We start from the raw sequence: 25,616 nt of genomic DNA, 5'->3' as shown, positions 1-25,616 counted from the left end.
GGCGATTCATCCCCTCCCTACTCATTGGGCTAACTCCCTTCACATTCCTTGAGGAAGGGGTATTCTCGCCTAAAACTGATAAAATAATTGATTATGTGTCTAACTCACATTACTTTTGAAGGCCCTTTAAAGGTCTTCTCTTTTTTCTGTAAAAACTTTTTCATCCTATGGTTGGGAGTAATCGCTGATGGATGTTTATTTATACCGACTTTTTAAAGGTGTTTTAATTTTTACATCCTGTTTAATAAACCCAATCATTTCGGAACACTTCAGAATATCTTTATATTAAAGATATTTGGATACATTCTAACCATCTTAATATACAACAAAAAGGCGGCGCTACATTGGCTGGTTATGCAGGTGGATTTGCGTTAGTTGTTGTCTTGTTTATCTTATTGATTATTGTGGGAGCGGCAGCTGTAGGTTACGGTTACTAATTAAAATTATTGAGAAAGAAGTGATAAAGTATGCCATTTTTTGGACATGGATTTGGACACGGTTTCGGGCATCATGGATTTGGACACCACGGATTTAGGTCCCGTCGTTTTTACTAAAAATAACAAAAAAAGAGTGGATCTTCAAAAAGTAATTTTGAAGATCCATTCTTCATTTTTACAGTATAGGATAAAAGACCTAACATATATTTGAAATAAGTGTATGTTTCAGTTATTAGCTAATACAATGGATTTTACAAAAATATGATTCGAACAGGGAGATATCGCTTTCTCTCTATATTTTTTATTACATCCATTTAAAAAAGGCAACTATCTTGTTAAACTTACCCAATCATTTCGAACCATTTAAGAATATATTTATATTAAAGATGTTTAGAAGTTCTGTAAGCATCTTTAAAAAATACAAAAAGGGGGTGTTATGATGTCTGGTTATGCAGGCGGATTTGCGTTAATCGTTGTCTTGTTTATTCTACTCATCATCGTGGGAGCAGCAGCAGTGGGATACGGTTATTAAGTGCATAAGAAGAAGGTCATTGATCTTCTTCTTCATTCTGATATAAAAACTTCACCTATTTCCCTTTCTTTTGCATAGGCATCGTTGCATATATTGATATAGTACAACGGTGTCTATGGAAAAGAAATATTGTATATAAAGATCTAGTATATTCGTTAATTAATAGGGAATATAAAAAAAACCCTTCTGTACCATGTAGGGGTACCACCACATACCCACCAAGCTAACAACGTAAATGACAGATATGAAATGATGGTTCTGGTGCAAAGATTGCATTTATTTAAAAGAGGTATATAGATTCCTAATGAATAGCTACCACTCGCATACACCAAAGACATTTAAAGCATCAACAATATTGTTTAACAAATCCTAACAAAAAAAAGCCGATAGTTATCAACCATCAGCATGATACTTACTATTAATTTGATACACTTCTTAGTGTACTTCTCTTGTCGAACAATCTGGGCACGAACCATAGATTTCCATCCGATGATGACTAATGTTGAATCCTGTTACGTGACTCGCAAGCTGTTCAACTTCATCCAGTCCAGGATAATGGAAATCAACAATTTTACCACAACTTTCACAGATCACATGATAATGCTGGGTTGTAACAAAGTCAAAACGACTAGATGAATCACCATAGGTCAACTCCTTAACAAGACCAACCTCACGAAACACTCTAAGATTATTATAAACTGTAGCAACACTCATATTAGGGAATTTTCCTTCTAAGGCTTTATAAATATCATCTGCAGTTGGGTGTGACATTGAGCTTATTAAATATTCGAGTATCGCATGACGTTGTGGGGTTATGCGAACCCGCGTTTCCTTTAAGGTATCGAGTGCTTCCTTTAACTGATTTTGTTCCACCGTCATACACCTCTTTTCTAAAAAATATTATTAGTTTATAATTGTTATAAATAGTGTACGAATTTTTACCACTTTTGTCAATATAACTACCCTATCTATATGGTTTATTTACATTGTTGATCATATTTAGTACACCTTCGCTCAAAATGAAAACCTTTTCTATGTTACCTCTTATTTTACTTTTTGTCAGTACCCTCTGTGTAAATCAATCAAATTAATATAATCATCACTCTTATTTAAGTATGCAGATAGGTTATGCTTAAAAATAGTAAATGACCTTGGTAAATACTTCTTTCCCACACTTGATAAATGAGGTGTAACAGTCACATTCTTCATATGCCAAAAAGGATGATTCTTTTCTAATGGTTCCTTTTCAAAAACATCTAAAAAGGCATGTGCTATTGTATTACTTTCCAATGCTTGTTGCAACACTTGCCCATCTACTAAATCCCCACGACCAATATTAATGAACACAGCCGTATCTTTCATTGTTGTAAAATGTTCTTTCGTTAATAACTGCTTTGTTTCAGCTGTACTCGGTAAAACAGAAACGATAAAGTCTGCTTTCGGTAAAGCCGTCATCAATTGATCAATAAGAAATAGCTCATCAATGTGTTCCACCGCTTTGCCACTTCGGTTTACGCCAATTGTCCTCATCCTGAAAGCTTTCGCAAGCCTCGCTATCTCACCACCGATAGCTCCGACTCCCAAAATTAAAACTGTTTTTTCACACAACTCTCCCATTTGAAGTTTTCGATCCCAAACTTGTCCTTGCTCATTTTCCAACAGCGCTTTTGTTTGTTTCACCCATTGAAGCATAGAACCAATGGTGAATTCAGCCATCGGGATTGTATGAATCCCACGAGCATTCGTCACAATTATCCCTTTTTCCTCAATTGCTTTTAATGGCATTTTCTCCAATCCAGCAGACATGAGCATAATCCATTTTAACTGATGATTCTTTTGGATATGCTGGTCCGTTAAGTCATCTCCATATGTAAGAAAAGCATCACAATCATAAAAAGCCTCTTCCGCCGCTTTCATTCCTTTATAAAATTCAAACGTTATTTCTGGAAATTCCTTTTTTATATCCTCTTGAATTTTTTCATTTGGAAAAATGGATGAAACAATCTTCATAAATAACTCTCCCCACCTTTTTTTAACTATCATAACACCTATGTATTATTAGAGAATTAATTTTGCCCACAAAAAAACAGGTTGAATGCTCAACCTGCTAAAAATATCTGAGGAGGTATGCCCTAATATAAGGGTATTCAAAACTTGGATAAATGAATGGACAATAGCCTGCTTAATGCAAAAAGGGCGTATAAAAATAATTATAATTTCAATTTCTATTTATTTTCGTTAAAAATTCGCTTTATACTGATTCCAATCAAATAAATCCGGATTATATATCGCTGTTTTCGCTTGATGATAATCACGTAATTTCCCTTCATAAATTAACTGCAATTGAGGAATTTTTGTAATATCATTCGGCGTGATCAACTCAATATACTTCTCAAACACATGTATGCCACTCGCAACTAGTACAGAAGCAACAAACTGCGAACAAGTAAAAGCATTCTTTCTTATGATCCTTTTATTCATGGCAATCCCCATCACACCTAGTAAATTATATCGATACTGATCTTCGAAATACTTAAACTGTGCGATGCTTTTTAATATAATATCATATTGCAACTCGCTTACAACCATTTTATAAATGATACATTTTGTATTTTTCTTATAGAGGAAGACTCCACGATCAACTCCTTCCTTTACAAAACCGGCAGATAAAGGATTATAATACACTTTTCGACCAAAACTATATAGTTCTTCTAGGTTTTCATCAAGGGAAATGGAGGCGTGGTTATACGGAGCTTTTGTATAACATTTAATCATTCTCGAAAACCATGTACCTGTATCCGTTAATAGAATATAAATATTTCTTTGTCTCATGTTTATCACCATATAAAAATTAATGATTATGATCTACTACTTAATATAAATAGACGAATAATAAAGGATAAAGGCTACAGTATATTTATCTTTTTTTAGAGAACGATAATTTTTTTCTGATCATCAGCTTAAAAAAGCCCCTTTACAGCGATGTAACAGGGCTTTTTTTGTTTACATTAGATTTTCTTGAATGAATGTATAAACTTCGTTCGAATGGTCTTTTACCTTTACTTTACGCCATTCTTTTACTATTTTCCCTTCAGGGTCGAGAATAAATGTGCTGCGTTCGATGCCCATATATTCTTTACCAAAGTTTTTCTTCAACTTCCATACATCAAACGCTTTTGCCAATTCATTTTCTTCATCAGCAAGTAATAAGAATGGAAGATTATGTTTTTCAATAAATTTTTCATGCCTTTTTATTGGATCTGGACTTACACCAAGAATCACAGTATTTAGTTCAGAAAAATCTTCATGTCGATCGCGAAAATCGCATGCCTCCGTTGTACACCCTGGTGTCATATCTTTCGGATAGAAGTAAAGCACCACATTTTTTCCATGAAAATCAGATAACTGAACAGTTTGTCCATTACTTGCCGGTAAAGCATAGTCTGGAGCCAATTGACCTGTAAGTGTTGACATTTTCATCCCTCCTACTTGTATTCAATTCATGATGACCTTATTTTCCCATTCTCTCACTATAACACGATGATTAGCGATAATCTACTTACAAATTATCTGAATTCTATTATACCATTTTAACACAACAGGAACTTATTTCTGCTCACGATCAAATACAGCTTTTGCCACAAATGCAGCAGGAATCGTATAGCCTATTAATGCTTCAATCATAGCAATAATACGTCCAACTCCAATCGGGGCAATCTCACCGTACCCAACTGAAAACAAAGTCACTGCACTAAAATAAATATAGGTCCCAAGTCGTTCAATAAAATTTTCTGATGGGGTTGAATACTGTTCAATTAACACTTCATGTCCCTTCGTCTCAAGTAAAATATAGATTAATCCAAAACCAAGCAAGATTGTAATATAAACAAATGTTAAATAAAGAAAATTCTCAACTGATACTAGTTTTCCTTTGATCGTATTTGGGATAAAAATAGTTCTCAAGCTCATTAGAATACAATAAATCGTGAAAACAAATGAAATCAAGTATAACATGTCTTCCCTCTTTTCATGTTCACTCATAAAACACTCACAAATATTTAGTATTTGTCATTATATCTATATGCCAAACACTCCTATAAAACAACCTCAAGAAAAGAAACAACCACCAGCTACTCCTTCATTAAAATCAACACCTCAAAAAGCTCTCCTAAATAATCAAAATAAATCAAATCATCAATAGGATGGGTAATAGTGCTAAAATATAGAAGCAGAATTCAAAAGGAGGTTTTTATATGCATTTTACAAATTCAGAACGGCTACATAAGGAAGCACTCGAACATATTGTCGGTGGTGTGAACAGTCCATCCCGCTCTTATAAAGCAGTAGGTGGAGGTTCTCCCATTGTGATGGAACGTGGGCAAGGGGCTTACTTTTTCGATGTAGATGGAAATCAGTATATTGATTATTTAGCGGCCTTTGGTCCAATTATTACTGGCCATGCTCATCCACATATAACAGAAGCGATTAAAAAGGCAGCTGAAACTGGTGTCTTATTCGGAACCCCTACTCTACATGAAGTGACCTTTGCTAAAATGCTCAAGGAGGCCATGCCTGCTTTAGAGAAAGTCCGTTTTGTCAATTCCGGTACAGAAGCAGTCATGACAACCATTCGTGTCGCTCGTGCTTATACAGGAAGAGACAAAATTATTAAATTCGCTGGTTGCTACCATGGTCATTCGGATCTCGTACTTGTCGCAGCTGGTTCTGGTCCGTCTACTCTCGGAATACCAGATTCAGCAGGTGTTCCCAAAAGCATGGCTCAAGAAGTCATTACTGTTCCATTCAATGACATCGAACCATTCAAAAAGGCATTAGAAAAATGGGGAGATGAGGTTGCTGCTGTACTCGTTGAACCGATTGTGGGAAATTTCGGCATGGTCGAACCAAGCCCTGGTTTCCTTGAACAAGTCAATGAGTTGACACATAAGGCCGGTGCATTGGTTATTTATGATGAAGTCATTACAGCTTTCCGCTTTATGTATGGCGGTGCCCAAGATTTACTTGGCGTCACTCCTGATTTAACTGCAATGGGAAAAATCATCGGCGGCGGTCTCCCTATTGGAGCATATGGTGGTAGAAAAGACATTATGGAACACGTTGCACCACTAGGTCCTGCATACTCTGCTGGAACCATGGCAGGAAACCCTGCTTCTATTTTGGCTGGTATCGCTTGTCTTGAAGTATTAAAACAAGACGGCGTATATGATTATTTAGATCAGCTTGGCAGGAGACTGGAAGAAGGAATTTTAAAAGCGGCTAAAGAACATGATGTTCAAATCACGATCAATCGTATAAAAGGTGCATTAACCGTTTATTTTACAAATGAAAAGATTGAAAACTACACTCAAGCTGAAAAAACAGATGGAGAAATGTTTGCAAGATTTTTCAAGCTTATGTTAAATCAAGGTATCAATCTCGCTGCTTCCAAATACGAAGCATGGTTTTTAACCATTGCCCATACGGAAGATGATATTGATGCCACAATTCATGCTGTTGAAAATGCATTTTCCCAACTATGAATTGAATAAATATACATAACGGAAGCTAAAGAGCTTCCGTTTATTTATGTTCCCTTAGATGAAAACGCTTCCATATTAAGTTCAATAAATATCTCATGGCTTGTTAACGAAATTGACTTATTCCAATATTTGCATAATTAATTGATTTCTGAAAATTCATATGATAAAATAAACTTACTGGTTACCGGTAAGTTTATTTTACTATGCCCTGAATAAATCACATCATAGTCTTCACTTCTATTTCTTTAAAGGTCATATACAAAATGTTAATCGACAATCTGGCTCTCATTAGAATAGTCGGATCCCAATTCTTATTCAGGAGGTGAACCGGCTTAAGGAACGTCATTCATTTAAGCCGAATCATGATGACACAAAACAATAGCCTTTCCATTTTTCGGGATTTCAACAGACAAGAACATGATGCATGTGGGATTGTGGCCTGTCTGGAAAAAAGAAAAATCCCGACAAGAGAAAATATTATGAATTGTATAGATGCCTTGGTCACAATGAACCATCGTGCTGGTTTTATTAATGGAGAAGGCGATGGGGTTGGTGTTCATATCGATATCCCACGTACTCTTTGGAAAGAAAAATTACAAAAAGCAGGTTTAAATCCTCAAGAGGCAGAAAAAGATCACTTTGTTGTCGGTCATATTTTTATTACGAGAACAAAAGATGCTGAAGCAATTAAATCATCCCTCATCAAAAAACTTGAAGACTCTCTATTTACTGTGTTATTTCATTCAGACAAAGTGACTAATTCCGCTGCACTTGGTCCAATCGCTATTCAAGAAAATCCCATTTTCCTTCAATTTGCCTGTACTTCACGTCTAAGTGGACAGAAATTATCAAAAGCACTGTTCGACTTGACATTCGAATTAGAACAAGACGATCATGTGCATGTGGCCTCATTAAGTCAGTATCATGCTGTTTATAAAGTAATGGGTGCTGGTGATATTCTGCCAAAATACTACGATGACTTAGCAAACCCACTCATTGCTTCTGCGATCACACTTGGCCATAACCGTTATTCAACAAATACATTATCGAGCTTTTTTCGTGTTCAACCCTTTAGTGTTCTCGGTCATAACGGAGAGATTAATACAATTGCAAAATTAAGAGATGAAGCAAAAATGATTGGCGTCCCACTAGTGAAGAATGCGAGTGATTCGCAAGACTTAAGTCGGACAATTGAAACCTTTATTTGTCGTGATGGATATTCATTATTTGAAGCTCTTGATCTATTATTCCCTCCAATCATTAATGAAATAAAAGCTTATCCAGACCATCTCCAAGATTTGTATACCTATATACGCGAAGGTTGGGGACATTTTGCTCAAGGCCCCGCTGGCATTGTTTCACGCTTTGGTGATGAAGCTGTTTTTAGCGTAGATTCATTAGGACTTCGCCCACTATGGATGCTGGAAACAGAAAGTTCCTACTTATTCTCGTCTGAACCAGGAATTGTTCCATCAAGTGAATATGTCAATGAACCAAAACCACTTGCTCCCGGAGAAAAGGTTGGCTTTAGATGGGTGGGTGCTCAATTAAAATGTTTTAATCAAGAAAACTATCAAATAGAAGTGTATGATCGCTTTTCTAAAAAGTTACGATTAGATGGAATAAGAAGGCGGCTAGACCCACCGAATTTCAACAATACCGTTCAACTTTTTAATCATTCAAATAAAATCCATAATGGACAATATCGAGCATTCGGCTGGGAAAAAGATCATATCCAATTAATCGAACAAATGGCAGAAAAAGGGGCTGAACCGATTCGTTCCCTTGGACATGATGCACCACTAGCTGCTCTAAATCCAGAACGAAAAAACATAGCTGATTTTATAAAAGAGAGCGTTGCGGTTGTTACGAACCCTGCCATTGATAGAGATCGAGAAACAGAACATTTTTCAACTCGAGTAATTGTTGGGAAACGACCTTCTCTGTTTCAACAGGAAGATACAGCCCTAACTGTAGAATTACAAACTCCTATTTTAATAGAGGGAAAAGCTGGATTTGAAGTTTCTCATGAAGTTCATCAGCCTAGCTATGATCAATTAATTCATCACTATCAGGAGAACAATCTAGTTGCAACCATCTCCCTTACTTTTCAACAAGAGGAAACGATCGAAGATGCATTAGTGCGACTTTCTGATGAAGCAGTTACAGCTGTTAAACTAGGGAAATCACTCATTATTTTGGATGATTCTGGGGCACACCAAAACGGAAATTACTGGCTTGATCCCCATTTAGTCACATCAACCATTGATCAAGCACTCGTCAAAAATTCCGTTCGTAGAGATTGCTCGCTCTTATTACGCTCTGCTTCAATCCGTTCTTTACACGATATCATCACAGTCCTCGGTTTAGGAGCCGATTTAATTAGTCCATATTATATGTTTATGACGGTGATGGAAGAAAAGGTCAAACCAATTGTTAATTTATATTCGGCCCTTGTTAAAGGTCTAGAAAAGGTCATTTCAACAATCGGTATTCATGAACTTCGGGGATACGGAAGATTATTCTCAAGCATAGGACTCCATGAAAATTCGGCTAACTATTTGAATATTACCAACTTTCTTGGTTCTAATGAATTAACTTATGATTTCACTGCTATGAAAGAGGATGCCCTGTTACGTGCAGAAGATTATCATAATGAAAAGGAACGCATAGGGAAGAATTTTCATCTGTTTCCACGAATTTGGAAGGCAATTGGTGAAGTAGCTTCAACTGGCAACTATGCTGGATATCGTGAGAAAATAACGGAACAAGAAAAACAAAACCCTACAACGATTCGTCATTTAACGAATTTCAAAGTATCTAGTTCACCCATTTCACCCATGGATGTAGATCTTCATGTGGGACAGCATAATCTTCCATTTGTCATTTCTTCGATGTCATTTGGTTCACAAAATGAAACTGCTTTTAGAGCCTATGCTGAAGGAGCCAACCGATTAAATATGATTAGCTTAAACGGCGAGGGTGGAGAAATTAAGGATATGCTCGGAAAATATCCAAACACTCGCGGACAGCAAGTTGCTTCTGGAAGATTTGGTGTCAATGCCGAACTATTAAACTCATCGAATTTACTTGAAATAAAAATTGGGCAAGGTGCGAAACCGGGTGAAGGCGGACACTTACCAGGCTCAAAAGTAACTGAAAAAATAGCTGAGGCAAGAAATGCTACCGTTGGATCTGACTTAATTTCACCTTCTAACAACCATGATATTTACTCCATTGAAGATTTGGCACAAATGATCCATGAATTAAAAACAGCTAATGATCAAGCAAAGGTAGCTGTAAAAGTACCCGTTGTGCCAAATATCGGTACAATTGCAGTCGGCATCGCTAAGGCAGGTGCAGATATTATCACCATAAGCGGATTTGATGGTGGAACAGGAGCTGCTAGAATTCATGCCCTTCAACATGTGGGTCTTCCTGTCGAAATTGGAGTTAAGGCCGCCCACAATGCTCTATTAGAAGCAGGTCTACGTGATCAAGTTGAAATTTGGGGTGATGGAGGAATCAAAAGTGCGGCAGATGTATTGAAAGTAATGCTACTAGGAGCAAATCGCGTCGGCTTTGGAACATTATCCATGGTTGCGATAGGTTGTACTACCTGCCGTGGCTGCCATTTAGATACATGTCATGTCGGGATTGCGACACAAATTGATTCAGAAGCACAAGCAAAGGAACATGGATTAAGAAGATTTGTTCCACGACAATATGAACTTGCGGTTCAAGGTCTCACCCGTTTATTCACAGCTTTTGCTAATGAACTAAAAGAAGTAGCTGCCTCAATTGGTATAAAACATTTGCAGGATGCTGTTGGACGCTCGGATCTATTAGAACAAACAAGTGGAAAAGACAGACTAGACCTTACTTATTTATTAAAGCCACTTGAAATTGGTCAGTTTCATCCACACGATACGGTGACATCTGAAGCCACACAAGAAAGTCAGCTTCAAATCGCCGTTGGTGCTGAGTATTTGGATGATACTGTTGAAAATCTTAATCAATCACGGGAATACGAAAGTGTTACGTCTGAACAACGTGTCTTAGGAAGTCGTGTCTCATGCCACCGGGTTCGTAATCGCTTAGATGGCTCGTATAAAAAGTTGCCACCTGTTCATCTAAAATATACTAATGGTTCCATTCCAGGCAATGGACTTGGAGCTTATAATAGCTCAGGTATTCATATCGAAGTCAACGGTGGGGCACAAGATGGAATTGGAAAAACTTCTTTCGGTGGTCAAATCCTTATTTTTAAATCAAAAGGTAAAGATGGAAACTACTACAACGGATCTGTTGGAAAAGGATTTGGTTATGGAGCACAAAAAGGGCTGCTTGTAGCACAAGGAGATGCTGATGCTAGGGCAGGTATTCGTCTTTCAGGTGCTGACATGATTGTTGGTGGTCAAGTGAAGAAGCCAATTCCTGAAAACGAAGCAGGAAATATCGGGGTAAATGCAAATATTAAAGGTTTTGCCTTTGAGTATATGACAAATGGAAGAGGATTAGTTCTTGGTGACCCAGGTCCATGGATTTGTGCTGGTATGACCGGCGGTGTTATCTATGTACGACATCAGCCAGAAATGGGCTTAACGAAAGAAGCGATCACGCGTAGAATCGCCAAAGGGGCAAAAGTTTCTGTCACCTCTCTTTCTGAAAAAGGCATAGCCGATATTGAAGAGTTACTCGGTCAATATATAGCGATGCTTGTTAAACAAGAACAACAAGAAGAAGCTAGTTCGCTTTCTACGTTACTTGAAAATCCGGAAGAACATTTCATCCAAATTGTACCAGTCAAAGAACAAGCAGACCCTTCTGTTTCAACTGAATGATCTAAAGAATTTCGAAGGAAACGAACGTTCGCCTTGCGCGGACGTTTTTTTCTTTGATTTTATTATTCTTGTTTTGAATCATGCCATATTGTGTAATATAATACAAAATGGTTTAATGAAAGTAGAGAAACCCCTTATTAACAGAAAGGAAATCGTAGCATATGAAGTTAGGCGCCCGCATTTTAAAAACGGGAATTGCAATCATATTATCCTTGCTTGTCGCTCAATTGCTTAATCTACCATCACCTGTATTTGCTGGAATTGCAGCCATTTTTGCCGTTCAACCAACCATTTACAGATCCTATTTATCCATCATTGAACAAATACAAGGAAATACAATTGGAGCTTTAATTGCCGTCATTTTCGTATTACTTTTTGGAAACCATGTCTTTATCATCGGCCTTGCTGCCATCATTGTCATTACAATCAGTATAAAGTTAAAATTAGAAAATGCGGTTGGATTATCATTAGTTACATTAGTCGCCATTATGGAAACACCTGGTGATACTTTTATTGAATTTTCCCTTATTCGTTTTTTAACCATTATGCTAGGCGTACTTTCAGCTTTTATTGTCAATCTTGTCTTTATTCCACCTAAATATGAAAATAAACTATACCACCGTATTTCTAACTCGACCGAAGAAATAACCAAATGGATTCGTCTCAATATTCGAGGAGCATCAGAGCATAAATTACTAAAGAATGACATTGAAAAACTGAAAGATTCCTTAATTAAAATTGATCAATTTTATCTCATGTATAAAGAAGAGCGAAATTATTTTAAAAAGAACAATTTAGTCAAAACAAGAAAGCTTGTTATTTATCGGCAAATGATATCTACTCTAAAGCGAGCATTAGATACATTAAAAAGACTCCATCGCTTCGAAAATGAAATTGTGAGCCTTCCAGATGATTTACAAAATATCATTCAACAGCAGTTAGATTGTCTCATTCACCATCATGAACATGTGATGCTTAAATTCATTGGAAAGGTCAGACCCCATGTTATTTTTGATGAAGGAGATATCCGCTTAAACCGAAGAGAGCTTTTTAACTTGTTTTTATCTTTTCAATCACAAGTAGCAAATGAAGATCAAATTACGCACTATCATCTCATGCAGGTCATTTCTGCCATTGTTGATTATGATGAATATATTGAGCATCTTGATCTATTAATAACAAGCTTTCAATCCTATCATAAAAAAGAAAGTGAAATCACTTTATCAGACGACCAAGAATAACTAAATAAAAGCAGCTGAATCTGAATATTCAGCTGCTTTTTATATCGACTAATATATACTCATCAAAGTAGGATGAATTAGAAAAAAATTCTATTTGCTCCTATTACATTTCCATGTCTATTGATCAATCTGCTGTACTTGAAAGAGTTTATAATAGTGACCTTGTTTTGACATCAACTGTTCATGACTGCCTATTTCAACAATTTCTCCATGCTCTATTAAGACAATTCGATCTGCATGGGTGATCGTCGATAGGCGATGTGCAACGATAAAAGTAGTTCGATCTTTTGCCAGTTTATCGAGTGCTTCCTGGATAAGATGCTCACTTTCCAAATCAAGGGCAGATGTGGCTTCATCCAACACAAGGATCGGTGGATTTCTCAAAAACACACGGGCTATAGCAATTCGCTGTTTTTGCCCACCAGATAATTTCACCCCTCGCTCGCCCACCTTCGTATCATAGCCTTCTGGTAGATTAATAATAAATTCATGAGCGTTGGCAGCTTTAGCCGCTTCGATTACTTCTTCATCTGTAGCACGAGGATTTCCAAGTAAAATATTGTCTTTAACTGACTCACTAAAAAGAATATTATCCTGAAACACCATACCAACTTTATCTCTTAACGATCGAACTTTAAACGAACGAATATCAACATCATCAAGTAGGATTCTTCCACTCGTTACATCATAAAAACGAGGAATTAAGCTGATAAGCGATGACTTTCCACCGCCGCTCATGCCAACAAAGGCAATTGTTTCTCCCTTATGAACATCAAGTGTAATATCTTTCAGTACATTTTCATCGTTATCACCATATGAAAAATTAACCCGATCAAAAACAATATGTCCTTTTACATTATCACACTCTATTGAATCAGGTTTGTCTTCAATATCATATTTTTCATCTATAAATTCAAATACTCGATCCATTGAAGCAAATGATTGTGTTAAAGTTGTTGAAGAATTGACAAGACGTCTTAAAGGATTATAAAGTCGATCAATATAGGCAATAAAAGCAACCATTTCTCCTACTGAAAGATTTCCAGTTATGACTTGATACCCTGAAAAACCAATTACAAGTAATGGTGCAATGTCAGTAATCGTATTCACAACAGCAAAAGCTTTTGCATTCCATTTTGTGTGGTCGATCGCTTTTGTCAAGAAGTTGCGATTCTCGTGATCAAACTTTGTTTGTTCAAAATCCTCAATGGCAAAGCTTTTTATAACGGGCATTCCTTGTACACGCTCATGTAAATAGCTTTGAACTTCTGCCAATGCTTGCGAACGTTTCCTTGTCAGGGAACGTAGATTTCCAAAAAAATACTTAATCGAAAAAGCATAGAAAGGAAATAAAATGATCGACACAAAGGTTAACGTCACATCCATTGTCATCATAATCGCAATAGCAATGATAATCGTAGCAAGATCAAGCCATAAATTCATCAACCCTGTCATAACAAATGTTTTCGTTTGTTCCACATCATTAATAACCCTTGAGATCACTTCACCCGTTTTAGTGTTTGAATAATATTTAAAACTTAGCTTTTGGATATGGGTAAAGAGATGATCGCGGATATCATATAATATTTTACTTGACGTCCACTGGGCATAATATTGTCTGTAATACTCAATAGGCGGTCGTAAAATCACAAAGATAATAAACGTAATCCCAATAATCATGATCAATTGATCAACTTTGTCCGCTTTTGATAGCAAATCATTTCCAACGATATCATCTAGAACATACTTAATAAGTAGTGGAATTAATAAAGGAATAGCAAACTTGATAATCCCAATAAGGATCGTTACGATGATTTGGAGGCGATAAGGTTTTACAAATTGTAGATAACGTCGTATACTGTCCAAGTTTCCCCCACCTTACACTTTCTTTTCTATTGCTAGAATCCTCTCTTTAAAAAAGGGATCCAACCCGGTTCTCCTTCAAATAAAAACCTGTTGATCCAATCAACAGGTGATTTGTCTAATGATATCAGTCTATAATTTTCGATATTTAGCGTATCGATATAGCCAATGACAAAGGAAATCACCTGTATCATTCCTCACATGAACACGGCTTCTATACTTCTGCTAGTTCTTATACATTTTTTCATTCAGTCTACTTACCGCCTGTACGTTAAATATCTCTCATACCATATATCAATAAAGTCTGCAGCAAAAGGCCCTTTACGCTGACGAATCCACTGGATCAATGTATCGACATTCGTTTTTAATATTTGATCAATAGGTTCTGGATAATTCATTTCTTTTCGATGCCGCTCATACTCATCTTCATCCAGTAAATTAAATGTCATATCAGGAAATACTTTTATATCCAAATCATAATCAATGTATTTAAGTGCTTCTCCATCATAAACAAATGGAGAACTTAAATTACAATAATAGTAAATCCCATCTTCCCTTAACATCCCAATAATATTGAACCATTGTTGAGAATGAAAATAAGTAATGGCCGGTTCTCTTGTTACCCACGTTCTACCATCTGATTCTGTTACAATTGTACGATCATTTCCACCAATAACTAAGTTTTGCGATCCTTTCAACACAGTTGTTTCGTCCCAGATGCGATGGATGTGCCCATTGTGTTTAAAGCTATGAATTTGTACTGGTTCACCTTCGATGGGTACGCCCATTATTTCCCCTACTTTCATTACCGGACGCTTTGCAACCTTAATTCATTTTTTATGTATATAACATCATAATATAAGTACAGTTATACTCCTTAGTAAATATACAGGCAACAAAGAACAATTCCTATTTTCTACTATTATAACGGTTTACGGGAGATTTTAAAACAAAACAACCATTGAAATTCACCAATGGTTGTTTATTTTTACATTTTTACTTGAAATTCCGATTGCTTAGTTTGTTTTTTCCATTAACCTGCTGTTACATTTATTTCCTGATAAGAACGAATAACTTCCTCTGTCTGCTTTTCAAATATTTGTTGGATTTCCTTCAATTCTTCTTTCATTCTTTTAATTTCTAGTTGTACACTTTCAAGCTTAGATTCCTGCTGAAGCTCTCCCAATTGCGTTTCAATTTCCTGACATCTTTCTAATTCTCCTTGTAAAAATAAAAGTCGATCCATTGTTTTCATTTGCTCAGTTACTAAACGGTCGAATTCTTTCACACTTACCACCCGCCTATATAATTTCTCCCTCGTACAAATTAAAAACCGTGGGATTTCCCTTATCCTTATGTATTCGGTTTGTTTTACTTCAATCCTTTGACTAGTTGTGTTGAATAAAAGAACTTTTTGTCGAAGCGAAGAAAATCAAATAATATGTATTTTATATAACAAAAGTCTTCTAAGCTCCAAAGGAAACATAGAAAGGGCACCCTTTTCGATTTCAGAGTGCCCTTGCTGTGTTTTAATAATTATCTGTTTTGTCCACCAAATTGGCCGGAGTTTTTCGCTTTATTTGCTTCAGCCTGTTGGTTACGTTGTCTTACTTCTTGAACATTTGTTTCACTCGCAAATTCTGTACCGAATTGACCTTGTTGACCTTGTTGACCTTGGCCAGCAGCTGAACCTGCATTTTGTTGTCTCACTTCTTGAATGTTTGTACCAGATTGAGTTTGATTTGGTCTTTTTGCCATGTTTATCACCTCCACGCTCTTTAATGTATCCCAGCATGAAGGAGACTATCCTCAAAAAAATAAATTATTATTTTCAAAAAAATAACAACGATTTAGATCATCTTGAACATAGCATGAACAATCAAATTCGCCCCGCCGAATTTGCGCCCGGATTTTTATCACGCTTCAGAAAGCCACATCCTGTGGCTTTCGCCTGACTAGGACGTCCTGTCCGTCGTCGAGCTCGCTCGATAAATTACCTTTAAAAAATCGAAAGGCTCACCGGAGGCTTAACTTCATTCAGCCGGGGTTTGAACCCCCACTGAATCAGAGAGCTTTTTGCATTCATCCCCCACTTACAGAAGTGGAGGACTTCTGCTGAATGAAGTTAAACTAATAAAGAAATACCACCATCAACGATAATTGTTTGCCCTCGAATCATACTTGAGTCGTCAGACAATAAGAACATAATTGCATTTACCATGTCTTCTATTTCGACCATTCGACCGGCAGGTGTCTTTTCTTTTGCCTCGGCAAGAAGTTCCTCACGATTTGGAAAATGTTTCAGTGCTTCTGTATCAACAGCTCCACCAGAAACAGCATTAACGATAATATTTTTCTGTGCCAATTCAACTGCCAAATAACGTGTCAACGCTTCTAGTGCTGCTTTAGATACACCAACAACTGTATAATTTTCTAAATAACGAATGGAACCTAAAGAGCTAATACTAACGATTTTACCTCCTACATCCATCAATTTTGCTGCTTCTTGAGCGCAAAATAATAGAGCTTTACTATTAATGTTCATCGTCCAATCCCAATGTGATTCTTCAAGTTCCATTAAAGGTCTTTGAACGCCTGAGGCCGCATTATTAACAAAAATATCTAGACGACCATATTCATTTTTTATCGTTTCAAAGAGTAGTTTAATTTTATCAACGTCACCAACATTTGCTTTGACGACTAACGCTTTTCTGCCTAACGCCTCAATTTCTGCTGCTGTTTCAAGGGCAGCTGTTTTGCTGCGCGCATAGTTAATAACAAGATCATATCCTTCTTTTGCAAGCCGAAGTGCTGTCGCTTTTCCGATCCCACGACTGCTACCCGTTACAAGTGCTACTTTTTGTGTCATCGTTTCTTCCTTTCTTTTCCTCAATATCTTTTATTTTAACTTTTTCATGTATAGATGGCAATCAAGTTAAAGACAATAATGGTAAGAATGAATGACTTTACTTTAGAAAGGAAGAACACATATGTATGATGGCAAAGATATGAGAGATATGACTGAACTCTCCATGATGTCAAAAACGGATTGGAATACTGATGAACTTGAATTTTTTCATCATTCTTTTCAGCAAATTATGCCGTACTTAAACGTAGAAGGACAAACCATTTATAGAGAAGTCCTCGAAGAAATATACAATCGCAAAAGATAAACGACCAGTAAATAGTGTCAGGCACAACAAATGTCTTTTGTAGTGCCTGACACCATTTTATAGCTATTTATGATAGTATTGCTTGATTATTTTTTGATGAGAAACAGGAAAAGGATACACGTCTATTTCTTCAGTAGAGACTATTTTGAGATCCGTTTTCTCTTCTTTTAATGATGTAAGCGTACCTTCGTATACATGAATATTCCAGGTTAAGTGTGAAAATACATGATCGATTACACCAACCATTTCCCCAATTTCAATGTCTGCTCCGTATTCTGTTTTCAACGCTTCCTTCAGTTGTTTTTTTTCTGCTTTAAACGGTAAGTGTATTTCTATATTCGGGAATTCCCATAAGTTCGCCAATAACCCTTTTTCATGTCTTTTATGAATGAGCGTACGACCATGGGAATCTTTTAACACAACTGCAGCTAAATGCACCGCACGTTGCTTTTTATTTTTCGTCTTAACTGGCAGTTCATTTTGAACACCTTCATGAAAGGCAGCACAATGCTCGCGCACAGGACATAATAAACAGGATGGAGAAGTTGGCGTACAGACAATTGCACCTAGCTCCATTAATGCCTGATTGAAATAGGATGGATTTTCATGAGAAATCAATTCCCTGACAGCCTGCTCAAATATTTTTCGTGATGCTGGCTTTGCTATATCATCCCACATTAATAAAATACGAGATAACACTCGCATCACATTTCCATCAACAGCTGGTTCAGGGATTCCGTAGGCAATACTTAGTATCGCACCTGCCGTATATGGGCCTACCCCTTTTAATGATGAGATTTCTTTTGGATCATCAGGAACCTGCCCACCGTATTTTTCATGAACTTCTTTAACTGCAGAATGTAAGTTTCGTGCTCTTGAGTAGTAGCCAAGCCCTTCCCATGCCTTTAATACTTTTTCTTCCTCTGCTATCGATAAAGCTTCAATCGTTGGAAATTGCTCAATAAAACGGTTGAAATAAGGAATCACTGTATCCACTCTTGTCTGCTGAAGCATAATTTCTGATACCCAAACTTTATAAGGATCCTGATCCTTTCGCCAAGGAAGATCACGCATTTCTTCATTAAACCAACCAATTAAATCTTGACAGAAGGATCTACGATCTATCCCTTCGATATGTTTCAAACTATTTTTTGTCACTTTTATTCCTCCGTGATGTTAAATGTTCATAAATTAAGTCCTATTATTAAGTGTTAAATCAAAATGATAATCACATACTATAAAAGACTAGGTGAATGTAAAACTTTTCTATATTATCGCTAAAAATACATATTTTTAACTGCGTCAAAGCGTATACTTTGGTACACTAATAGTATGGAAAGCTGAAAACTCTTATTAAATACAGTTCAAATAAAAACTGCATTATCTTTTGAACGAGAAGAATTCAGCTGTTTGGACAGATCTATTTTTCACCAATGGAAATACCTAATTAAGGAGGTTCCTTCCTTGGACACAGGCACACATATTGTAATGGGTTTCGCCCTCGGTGGGTTATCTACACTTGATCCTGTTGTTGCTGGACATTCTGCAACCGCAACAGGCGTACTAATTTCTGTTGTCGCTGGCTCGCAAATCCCTGATATTGATACCGTATTAAAGTTTAAAGACAATGCTACCTATATTCGAAATCACCGTGGAATTACACATTCATTACCCGCAGTTCTTTTATGGCCCCTAGCCATTATTGCTGTTGTCTACCCTTTGTTTCCGGAAGCAAACTTACTACATTTATGGCTTTGGACATTTCTATCTGTTTTTCTCCATGTATTTGTTGATATTTTTAACGCATATGGAACACAAGCATTGAGACCTTTCTCAGCCAAGTGGGTTGCACTCGGTGTCATCAATACATTTGATCCATTTATTTTTGGCATCCACGTTATTGGGCTCATTTTATGGGGATTTGGTATAGATCCTGGTTATACATTTAGCACTATTTATGTCATTTTAGTGATGTATTATATCGTTCGTTTCCAAGCAAGGAGAAAGGTTTACAATAAAATATCATTGCTCATTCCTGATGCTACTGAGATCATCATATCTCCTACAATGAGGTTTCGTCACTGGAAGATTGCTGTGATGAACCACCACCAATTCTTTGTTGGAAGATCAGAAAATAATCAGGTGCAAATTCTAGATCAATTCAATCGTATCGCTGTTCCGGAAACTCCTGTTTTGGATGCAGCAAAAAAAGATGAGAATTTATCTGCTTTTCTTTCCTTTTCTCCAGTTTACCGATGGGAAGTCGATGAATATGACCATTATTATGAAGTCCGCTTTATTGACTTACGATATCGGAGTAAGGACTATTATCCGTTTGTAGCCGTTGTTCACCTAGACTTAGATTTAAATATTAAAACTTCGTATACAGGCTGGATTTTTAGTGAAGAAAAATTACGAAAAAAATTAGATGTTATCCCAAGCTAAAGCGATGTCACCTAGACGACATCGCTTTCGTTTTTTTCCATATATTAAATAGCTTTCTACAACATAGCCTTCATTAAGATAACCCATACTATGTTTACGTGATCATAAAGGCACAACACCTGTATGGTCACGGTTCTTATCACGCATTCGGGAGGTTTTAAATCATGAGAAATAAAGTAACCAATTTCCCTAATCAAAATAACAATAAACTTGAGGGAGAACCTCGTGCAAAAGCGGAATATGCCTCTAGACGGGCAGATGGAACCATCAATACCCATCCGCAAGAAAGAATGCGCGCATCTACGAACAGAGACAGTGATACATCTCATTTATTTTAAAGAATGAATTCCACCAACTTCTACAGTGAGGGGTTTTAGCCTCCTTGCTGTAGTTTCGCTAACATCGAAATCGGGAGTGCTTCCTCTTCCTCTCCACCTCTTAATCGAAAACCCCATGCAAAAACACCATTTAAATAATTGATTTTAAAATAAGCACCTGGATCTCCTGCAATTTGATAAATATCTCCAGGAATGTAGTCATCCGGATTTAACAAATAAGCTTTTGCCATTATTGCCTTTCTTTCTAAGACAGCAAATTCATTAACCATTCCCATTTGCTCTGCCCTTCTTGCTTTTTCATGTAACTCAGCAATCTCCTGATTTAATTCATACTGTGATAACTGACTATATCTTTTCTCTTGTTGCATAAAAAATCCCCCTCCACTTTTACCGCAAAACATCTTTTCTCATTTTAGTATAATGAAAATAATAAAATAAGGAAAGAAAGCAGTCCTACTCATCAATTTGACTAAGATATTTTTCAATTTGATCAAGTGTAAATCCTTTTCGATACAAGGCACTCTTCATTTTTTGCTTATATTCATACCCTGTATCGTTTGCATATTTACGTTGAAGCTTTTCAGCTTGATACGCCAACGCCTTTACCTGATCATCATTTCTTTCCAACTTTGTTTCTTCAATGGCCTGCGATATGATGTCAAAACTAAATCCTTTTCGAACGAGCCTTTGTTCTACTTTTTGTTTTAATGCTTTATCAGAATCCTTACGATTATTTCCAACTATTTTTTCACAAAGCTTTCGTGCTGTCTCCACTTGTGCGTCATACGGATATTCTGCCAACGCTTGATCAATTAAGACGTCACTAATTCCTCTCTCTTTTAGTTCACGCCTAATTAAAACAATCCCTTTATCTGTCGTATTCATTTGTGTCCGTACATAGGCAATGGCATATTGTTCGTCATTGAGAAACTGGTATTCGTACAGTTTGAATATTACTTCTTGAATAATTGGAGCATCTATTTCTTTTTCGAATAAATACGTACGAACTTCCGCCTCGGATCGTATTCTTCTTGTTAAATAATGAAGAGCTAGATTATAGGCCTTGCGAATATCATCTTCATAATGAATTTCTGTTAGAAAGAAGTCATCCAATTCCATGCCTTTTTTTAACCCATATTTAATTAAGACAGCTTCATCCACACTGAAAGCGTATTGTTCCCCTTTTCCTTCGTCCGTAAAAATATTGTATCGTTCTTTATTTTTTTTCTGAGTGGTTATTTTCGTTATCATCGGCATGAACGCTCACCTCCTTTTAAATGTAGCACATTCCGTAACCATATTTGAAATGAAATATAAAAAGGTAGGCAGTTTCGTGTATGAATCTTTTCTAACGAGGGAAAAATAAGGAAGACAAAGAAAACTCTTCATGAAAGGTAGGATTCAAATGGGAAAAAAAACAGACAAAGAAAAAAGTGCCTTATCTAGCATGCAAGCAGTAACGTATCAACGTGATTTCAAAATGGCAGACCGTGCCGGCGGATTTATGGATCGGAAGGGTAGAAAGTAAAATATTAGGTAATTTCTTGGAAAGTTCATATTCATTTTGTGCTTGAGCATAATAAAGTATGGAGCTAACGCTCCATACTTTATTTGTTGAAAGGGGTTTTTCTAATGGGTCGTCCACAAGGTCATAAAACACGTGACAAAAATAAAGGATCACTGCCACAAGTCCCCAAAAATATGAAATACGATCGTATGAGCGAAGAATATGCTCAAGAACTGAATAATCAAGTTAGCATGGAAGAACAAGCAATGGCAAATGCCGCTAATCAAAGAGGGTATAGTAAAGAAAAATAATAAACGCCCTTTGTAAAATAGGCCAAGGAACTAGTTAGTCTTTTATCTTCTCATATGGTTGAAGGAGGTTTTTGTAATGGGTAAAGCCAATAAACAAAAAACGATAGTACCTGATGGGCTTGATGTAGAATTTTCACAAGAAGTAGCTGACAATGCTGATATAGAAGCACAAGCACGGGCAGATGCCGCTGATCAAAGGGCTAAACATAAAAAGAAAAAATAAACGGATATAATTTAGGCAAGAGACTGACAAAACGTGTCAGCCTCTTCCTATTTTTTCTGAAAGATGTTATAAAACTGTGCACAATTTTATCCACAAACTTGTGGGTAATGTGAATAAAATTAAAAATAAGGATAAAAAGTACCTTTCTTATCCTTATATCTTGTGTATAAATCCACCTTAATTTGTATCAAACATTGTGGATAATGTGGAAAAGATTGTGGAATACTGTTGTTATAAGATTTTATCTGTTGATAACTTTAATCAGCACTATAACTTTATCTTTATGGTTTTACTGCCTCTTAATGTGAAAAACTTATACTCCTTTTTTCTTTATAACACGACCTAGAAGATAGTTGGCAAAGTGAACAAGCTTAACCAAGAAACTCCCCTTTCTTTTTTTGGTTTCAGTCAATGAAAAAAGGACATCTGTCCGCATGCATTACAAGAATATTTTTCGATTAAACAGGAAAAGCTAGGGCGGAATAAATTCCCACATCCCCAGCTTCATTACTACAACAATATTATTCTATGATTTGAGTCAATTAGTCACCTTTGCATGATAAAGCACATCGGTACAAAAAAGCACTTCTATTTCACTTGGGGGTAAGGGCTTACTAATTAAATATCCTTGAATACCATTACAACGATTACTTGATAGAAATTCCGCCTGCTCTTCTGTTTCAACACCCTCCGCCATTAATTCTAAGCGCAGATGATGTCCTAACGTAATAATGGTACCGACAATTGCTTCGTTCGCCTGATCAACTGATAAATTTCGAATAAAGGATTGATCAATCTTTAACTGATCAACTGGAAACAGATGAAGATTACTAAACGAGCTATATCCGGTTCCGAAATCATCAACTGAGATCCGGACACCTAACTTTTTCAATCTCTTCAACATCGAAATGGCACGATCCACATCCATTGTCATACTCTCTGTTATTTCTAATTCTAAGTAATGAGATTCTAAATTTGATTTAGACAGTGCCTCAGCCACTGTATCCACTAAATCTTCTTGGAAAAATTGTCTCATCGATAAATTAACAGATATGCGGGTACAACAAAAACCCTTTTCAAGCCACAACTTCATTTGTCTACAAGCCTCTTCAATCACCCATTTTCCGATTGGAACAATTAACCCTGTTTCTTCCGCTAATGGAATAAACGTTCCTGGAGAGATCGCCCCTCTTTCTGGATGTTGCCAACGCACAAGCGCTTCAACGCCCATTAACTTCCCTGTGTTCAAATGAACTTGTGGCTGATAATGTAACACAAGCTCTTCCTTTTCAATTGCCTTACGTAGCTCATTTTCAATAATAATATTCTCATATAATTTCTTGTTTGAATCTTGATGATAAAATAAATAGGACTGACTACTTTTCTTTGCTTCATGCATCGCAATGGTAGCTGTTTGTAAAAACTGTTCTCCCCTTACAATATCATCATTATAGATCGATATACCAATCGTTGAATCTATGTGGAACTTAAATCCTTTCGCTACTAATGGTTTTTGGAGAAGCTGATTAATCGTTTTGGCAAAATTGGCTACCTGATCCGCATCCCCTGGATTTGTCTGAATAATAGCAAATTCATCACCGCCTAACCTTGATACAGTGAGATTGCGAGCTTTGCAAAATTCAGTTAGTCTTTCAGCAATTATCCCAATAAACATATCACCGACATCGTTCCCTAATGAATCATTCACAATTCTAAACCGGTTCAAATTAATTAATAGCAGCGCAACCCCATTATATGATTGGACTTGCAATAACACTTCCTCCACTCGTTCTTTAAAAAAGTAACGATTAGGAAGTCCAGTCAGTTCATCATAATAGGCAAGATAATTAATTTTTTCTTGCGCATTCATTAAATCCGTAATATCACTGAAAGAGTAAATCGTATTGATGATCTTCCCTTTTTCATCATACATTTGAGAAACATTAGACGATAAAAATAATTGCTTTCCATCCCTTCGTATATATGTACTTAGAAGATTCTTATCTTGTTCAGCTTTCTTAATTTGATCAAAATAAAAACCAATGAAAGGGAATGAATTTTCATCTACTGTTTTCCAGTTTTCTCTATGATCATTCAACTTTTTATTAAGCAATTCACTAGTGGATAGACCAAGAATTTGTTCCGCCATTTTATTCATATAACGAATATAACCTTTCGAATCTACCATTAGGATTCCACTAGCAACTGTGTTCACAATTGTATTTAGACGCTGTTCGCTTTTTTGTAATTCCACTTGTGTTTCTTTTTGTTTTAGAAAAGGCTCCTCAATGGTCGATGAATAAAGCCCTTTCATAAGAAAATAATAGCTTATCACCTTGTAGATATGACCAAGAAAATTATCAAAATCATGGACACTTTGATAAAAAGTAAAAATAATTTCTGCAAGAAGGGAGAAACCGATAGCGGAAATTAACATCAAACGTGAAGGATTCTTATCTTTTCGATATTGCTGAATCAGGAGGATCATTAGACTTAAAAAGATAAAACTTAAAACATACTCAAGTCCTTTTTTTAATGCTGTGACACCAACTCCTTCAACCACAAGAGTTGGTAGATGTTCCCCCCATCCATAAACCACTACCACAATGGCCATGATAGATACGAAGGATAGTGAGAATGTATATAAGCGATACTTTCTAGCAATCGCTCGATCCTTCTGCATGAGAATAACAAATAAACCGATTGCTAAGGTAAATCGAGAAATAATCCAAAACCAAGTTGGTCGCAAAACAGAGTTTTCCATAATAAAAAAAGGCATCCCATTAAAAGACAATACATGTACAATATCAATAAGAGCAATAAAGAAGAACAATGCCCCAATAAACAAACGATGTCTCGATAATGTATGTGTGAAAATCATCCACCCTTGCATCGCAATCGCAAAAGCAATCGCAATCGCAATTAATTCCATTAAAATATGTAAGGAAAGATGATTACGTGGGTTATAGAACTGTTCAACAACCTCTGAGGAAAAATGAGTAAAACCAAGAATCCATATCCCAGCCAATAGTAAAATAGCCGTTGTTAGTTCTCTTTTTTTGTCCATAGAATGTACTCCTATGTAATAAATTCAAATTTTATCTAGTATAAACTAATAAAAATAGCCTAAAACAATAGAAAAGTTAGAATATTTTAATTTAA

At 36.3% G+C, this 25,616-nt stretch carries 25 protein-coding genes; 11 read left to right on the top strand and 14 right to left on the bottom strand.

Annotated elements, in window-relative coordinates:
* Positions 1 to 344: 344 nt before the first annotated feature.
* Complete coding sequence (locus JMM81_RS20530) at positions 345 to 437, top strand: YjcZ family sporulation protein (protein ID WP_256243412.1); 93 nt, start codon at positions 345 to 347, stop codon at positions 435 to 437.
* A 439-nt stretch (positions 438 to 876) separates the two neighbouring features.
* Positions 877 to 969: a YjcZ family sporulation protein gene (locus tag JMM81_RS20525; protein ID WP_256243414.1), complete on the top strand. Its 93-nt coding sequence runs from the start codon at positions 877 to 879 to the stop codon at positions 967 to 969.
* 435 nt (positions 970 to 1,404) lie between these two features.
* Here the strand turns inward: JMM81_RS20525 and perR are convergent, their stop codons facing one another.
* From perR to JMM81_RS20500, 5 genes are all read right to left on the bottom strand, one after another.
* Positions 1,405 to 1,848 carry a peroxide-responsive transcriptional repressor PerR gene (gene perR / locus JMM81_RS20520; RefSeq protein WP_305367867.1) on the bottom strand — a complete coding sequence of 148 codons (444 nt, stop codon included), beginning with the start codon at positions 1,846 to 1,848 and terminating at the stop codon, positions 1,405 to 1,407.
* Between the two features lie 180 nt (positions 1,849 to 2,028).
* Positions 2,029 to 2,979 (bottom strand): D-2-hydroxyacid dehydrogenase, encoded by a 951-nt coding sequence (locus JMM81_RS20515; RefSeq protein ID WP_256243410.1) that lies wholly within the window; start codon positions 2,977 to 2,979, stop codon positions 2,029 to 2,031.
* Between the two features lie 228 nt (positions 2,980 to 3,207).
* Positions 3,208 to 3,801, bottom strand: a complete 594-nt coding sequence (locus JMM81_RS20510) for a hypothetical protein (RefSeq protein ID WP_256243409.1) — start codon at positions 3,799 to 3,801, stop codon at positions 3,208 to 3,210.
* A 171-nt stretch (positions 3,802 to 3,972) separates the two neighbouring features.
* Positions 3,973 to 4,443, bottom strand: a complete 471-nt coding sequence (bcp, locus tag JMM81_RS20505; protein ID WP_256243408.1) for a thioredoxin-dependent thiol peroxidase — start codon at positions 4,441 to 4,443, stop codon at positions 3,973 to 3,975.
* Positions 4,444 to 4,575: 132 nt separating this feature from the next.
* Positions 4,576 to 4,983 (bottom strand): ion channel, encoded by a 408-nt coding sequence (locus tag JMM81_RS20500; protein ID WP_256243407.1) that lies wholly within the window; start codon positions 4,981 to 4,983, stop codon positions 4,576 to 4,578.
* A 239-nt stretch (positions 4,984 to 5,222) separates the two neighbouring features.
* Between JMM81_RS20500 and JMM81_RS20495 the strand changes: the two genes are divergently transcribed.
* The 3 genes from JMM81_RS20495 to JMM81_RS20485 all read left to right on the top strand — a co-directional run bounded on the left by JMM81_RS20495 (position 5,223) and on the right by JMM81_RS20485 (position 12,594).
* Positions 5,223 to 6,509 (top strand): glutamate-1-semialdehyde 2,1-aminomutase, encoded by a 1,287-nt coding sequence (locus JMM81_RS20495; RefSeq protein ID WP_256243406.1) that lies wholly within the window; start codon positions 5,223 to 5,225, stop codon positions 6,507 to 6,509.
* Between the two features lie 365 nt (positions 6,510 to 6,874).
* Positions 6,875 to 11,353 carry a glutamate synthase-related protein gene (locus tag JMM81_RS20490; protein WP_256243413.1) on the top strand — a complete coding sequence of 1,493 codons (4,479 nt, stop codon included), beginning with the start codon at positions 6,875 to 6,877 and terminating at the stop codon, positions 11,351 to 11,353.
* Between the two features lie 161 nt (positions 11,354 to 11,514).
* The gene (locus JMM81_RS20485) at positions 11,515 to 12,594 is read left to right on the top strand and encodes an FUSC family protein (protein ID WP_256243405.1); all 1,080 of its coding nucleotides are present in this window, start codon (positions 11,515 to 11,517) and stop codon (positions 12,592 to 12,594) included.
* A 117-nt stretch (positions 12,595 to 12,711) separates the two neighbouring features.
* On the opposite strand, the gene JMM81_RS20480 is transcribed toward JMM81_RS20485, so the two are convergent.
* From JMM81_RS20480 to fabL, 5 genes are all read right to left on the bottom strand, one after another.
* Positions 12,712 to 14,460 carry an ABC transporter ATP-binding protein gene (locus JMM81_RS20480; RefSeq protein ID WP_256243404.1) on the bottom strand — a complete coding sequence of 583 codons (1,749 nt, stop codon included), beginning with the start codon at positions 14,458 to 14,460 and terminating at the stop codon, positions 12,712 to 12,714.
* Between the two features lie 254 nt (positions 14,461 to 14,714).
* Positions 14,715 to 15,245 carry a nucleoside tri-diphosphate phosphatase gene (ntdP, locus tag JMM81_RS20475; protein ID WP_256243403.1) on the bottom strand — a complete coding sequence of 177 codons (531 nt, stop codon included), beginning with the start codon at positions 15,243 to 15,245 and terminating at the stop codon, positions 14,715 to 14,717.
* 245 nt (positions 15,246 to 15,490) lie between these two features.
* The gene (locus JMM81_RS20470; protein ID WP_256243402.1) at positions 15,491 to 15,745 is read right to left on the bottom strand and encodes a YgaB family protein; all 255 of its coding nucleotides are present in this window, start codon (positions 15,743 to 15,745) and stop codon (positions 15,491 to 15,493) included.
* 248 nt (positions 15,746 to 15,993) lie between these two features.
* The gene (locus JMM81_RS20465) at positions 15,994 to 16,215 is read right to left on the bottom strand and encodes a gamma-type small acid-soluble spore protein (RefSeq protein ID WP_256243401.1); all 222 of its coding nucleotides are present in this window, start codon (positions 16,213 to 16,215) and stop codon (positions 15,994 to 15,996) included.
* Positions 16,216 to 16,582: 367 nt separating this feature from the next.
* Positions 16,583 to 17,326 carry an enoyl-[acyl-carrier-protein] reductase FabL gene (gene fabL / locus JMM81_RS20460; protein ID WP_256243400.1) on the bottom strand — a complete coding sequence of 248 codons (744 nt, stop codon included), beginning with the start codon at positions 17,324 to 17,326 and terminating at the stop codon, positions 16,583 to 16,585.
* 121 nt (positions 17,327 to 17,447) lie between these two features.
* On the opposite strand from fabL, the gene JMM81_RS20455 reads away from it, so the two are divergent.
* Positions 17,448 to 17,630 (top strand): hypothetical protein, encoded by a 183-nt coding sequence (locus tag JMM81_RS20455; protein WP_256243399.1) that lies wholly within the window; start codon positions 17,448 to 17,450, stop codon positions 17,628 to 17,630.
* A gap of 63 nt (positions 17,631 to 17,693) precedes the next feature.
* On the opposite strand, the gene mutY is transcribed toward JMM81_RS20455, so the two are convergent.
* The gene (mutY, locus tag JMM81_RS20450) at positions 17,694 to 18,788 is read right to left on the bottom strand and encodes an A/G-specific adenine glycosylase (RefSeq protein WP_256243398.1); all 1,095 of its coding nucleotides are present in this window, start codon (positions 18,786 to 18,788) and stop codon (positions 17,694 to 17,696) included.
* A 306-nt stretch (positions 18,789 to 19,094) separates the two neighbouring features.
* Here mutY and JMM81_RS20445 point away from each other — a divergent pair, with 306 nt between their 5' ends.
* Entirely contained in the window at positions 19,095 to 20,075 is a 981-nt protein-coding gene (locus JMM81_RS20445; protein ID WP_256243397.1) for a metal-dependent hydrolase, read from the top strand.
* A gap of 164 nt (positions 20,076 to 20,239) precedes the next feature.
* On the top strand, positions 20,240 to 20,413 hold the full coding sequence (locus JMM81_RS20440; RefSeq protein ID WP_256243396.1) for a small, acid-soluble spore protein K: 174 nt from the start codon (positions 20,240 to 20,242) through the stop codon (positions 20,411 to 20,413).
* A gap of 35 nt (positions 20,414 to 20,448) precedes the next feature.
* Here JMM81_RS20440 and JMM81_RS20435 read toward each other — a convergent pair whose 3' ends face one another.
* Both JMM81_RS20435 and recX read right to left on the bottom strand, forming a co-directional pair.
* Positions 20,449 to 20,781, bottom strand: coding sequence for a YfhH family protein (locus JMM81_RS20435; protein WP_256243395.1), 333 nt, complete (start codon positions 20,779 to 20,781; stop codon positions 20,449 to 20,451).
* 85 nt (positions 20,782 to 20,866) lie between these two features.
* Positions 20,867 to 21,670 (bottom strand): recombination regulator RecX, encoded by an 804-nt coding sequence (gene recX / locus JMM81_RS20430; protein WP_256243394.1) that lies wholly within the window; start codon positions 21,668 to 21,670, stop codon positions 20,867 to 20,869.
* 148 nt (positions 21,671 to 21,818) lie between these two features.
* Here recX and JMM81_RS20425 point away from each other — a divergent pair, with 148 nt between their 5' ends.
* The 3 genes from JMM81_RS20425 to JMM81_RS20415 all read left to right on the top strand — a co-directional run bounded on the left by JMM81_RS20425 (position 21,819) and on the right by JMM81_RS20415 (position 22,454).
* Positions 21,819 to 21,941: a YfhE family protein gene (locus JMM81_RS20425; RefSeq protein WP_256243393.1), complete on the top strand. Its 123-nt coding sequence runs from the start codon at positions 21,819 to 21,821 to the stop codon at positions 21,939 to 21,941.
* 104 nt (positions 21,942 to 22,045) lie between these two features.
* On the top strand, positions 22,046 to 22,231 hold the full coding sequence (locus JMM81_RS20420; RefSeq protein WP_256243392.1) for a YfhD family protein: 186 nt from the start codon (positions 22,046 to 22,048) through the stop codon (positions 22,229 to 22,231).
* A gap of 76 nt (positions 22,232 to 22,307) precedes the next feature.
* Positions 22,308 to 22,454, top strand: coding sequence for a YfhD family protein (locus JMM81_RS20415; protein WP_256243391.1), 147 nt, complete (start codon positions 22,308 to 22,310; stop codon positions 22,452 to 22,454).
* A 538-nt stretch (positions 22,455 to 22,992) separates the two neighbouring features.
* Here the strand turns inward: JMM81_RS20415 and JMM81_RS20410 are convergent.
* On the bottom strand, positions 22,993 to 25,521 hold the full coding sequence (locus tag JMM81_RS20410) for a bifunctional diguanylate cyclase/phosphodiesterase (protein WP_256243390.1): 2,529 nt from the start codon (positions 25,519 to 25,521) through the stop codon (positions 22,993 to 22,995).
* Positions 25,522 to 25,616: the final 95 nt, after the last annotated feature.

It is taken from the genome of Bacillus sp. V3B, from assembly GCF_024494465.1.
Lineage (GTDB): Bacteria > Bacillota > Bacilli > Bacillales > Cytobacillaceae > Bacillus_BD.
Note: the sequence above shows the minus strand (reverse complement) of the source record. Positions and strands in the feature narration are given on the sequence as shown.

What these genes read in the sequence shown, in the direction of transcription:
- JMM81_RS20525 (WP_256243414.1), top strand. Translation starts at nt 877, where the DNA reads ATGTCTGGTTATGCAGGCGGATTTGCGTTAATCGTTGTCTTGTTTATT.
- perR (WP_305367867.1), bottom strand. Translation starts at nt 1,848, where the DNA reads ATGACGGTGGAACAAAATCAGTTAAAGGAAGCACTCGATACCTTAAAG.
- JMM81_RS20515 (WP_256243410.1), bottom strand. Translation starts at nt 2,979, where the DNA reads ATGAAGATTGTTTCATCCATTTTTCCAAATGAAAAAATTCAAGAGGAT.
- JMM81_RS20510 (WP_256243409.1), bottom strand. Translation starts at nt 3,801, where the DNA reads ATGAGACAAAGAAATATTTATATTCTATTAACGGATACAGGTACATGG.
- bcp (WP_256243408.1), bottom strand. Translation starts at nt 4,443, where the DNA reads ATGTCAACACTTACAGGTCAATTGGCTCCAGACTATGCTTTACCGGCA.
- JMM81_RS20500 (WP_256243407.1), bottom strand. Translation starts at nt 4,983, where the DNA reads ATGTTATACTTGATTTCATTTGTTTTCACGATTTATTGTATTCTAATG.
- JMM81_RS20495 (WP_256243406.1), top strand. Translation starts at nt 5,223, where the DNA reads ATGCATTTTACAAATTCAGAACGGCTACATAAGGAAGCACTCGAACAT.
- JMM81_RS20490 (WP_256243413.1), top strand. Translation starts at nt 6,875, where the DNA reads ATGACACAAAACAATAGCCTTTCCATTTTTCGGGATTTCAACAGACAA.
- JMM81_RS20485 (WP_256243405.1), top strand. Translation starts at nt 11,515, where the DNA reads ATGAAGTTAGGCGCCCGCATTTTAAAAACGGGAATTGCAATCATATTA.
- ntdP (WP_256243403.1), bottom strand. Translation starts at nt 15,245, where the DNA reads ATGGGCGTACCCATCGAAGGTGAACCAGTACAAATTCATAGCTTTAAA.
- JMM81_RS20465 (WP_256243401.1), bottom strand. Translation starts at nt 16,215, where the DNA reads ATGGCAAAAAGACCAAATCAAACTCAATCTGGTACAAACATTCAAGAA.
- fabL (WP_256243400.1), bottom strand. Translation starts at nt 17,326, where the DNA reads ATGACACAAAAAGTAGCACTTGTAACGGGTAGCAGTCGTGGGATCGGA.
- JMM81_RS20455 (WP_256243399.1), top strand. Translation starts at nt 17,448, where the DNA reads ATGTATGATGGCAAAGATATGAGAGATATGACTGAACTCTCCATGATG.
- JMM81_RS20440 (WP_256243396.1), top strand. Translation starts at nt 20,240, where the DNA reads ATGAGAAATAAAGTAACCAATTTCCCTAATCAAAATAACAATAAACTT.
- JMM81_RS20435 (WP_256243395.1), bottom strand. Translation starts at nt 20,781, where the DNA reads ATGCAACAAGAGAAAAGATATAGTCAGTTATCACAGTATGAATTAAAT.
- recX (WP_256243394.1), bottom strand. Translation starts at nt 21,670, where the DNA reads ATGCCGATGATAACGAAAATAACCACTCAGAAAAAAAATAAAGAACGA.
- JMM81_RS20425 (WP_256243393.1), top strand. Translation starts at nt 21,819, where the DNA reads ATGGGAAAAAAAACAGACAAAGAAAAAAGTGCCTTATCTAGCATGCAA.
- JMM81_RS20420 (WP_256243392.1), top strand. Translation starts at nt 22,046, where the DNA reads ATGGGTCGTCCACAAGGTCATAAAACACGTGACAAAAATAAAGGATCA.
- JMM81_RS20415 (WP_256243391.1), top strand. Translation starts at nt 22,308, where the DNA reads ATGGGTAAAGCCAATAAACAAAAAACGATAGTACCTGATGGGCTTGAT.
- JMM81_RS20410 (WP_256243390.1), bottom strand. Translation starts at nt 25,521, where the DNA reads ATGGACAAAAAAAGAGAACTAACAACGGCTATTTTACTATTGGCTGGG.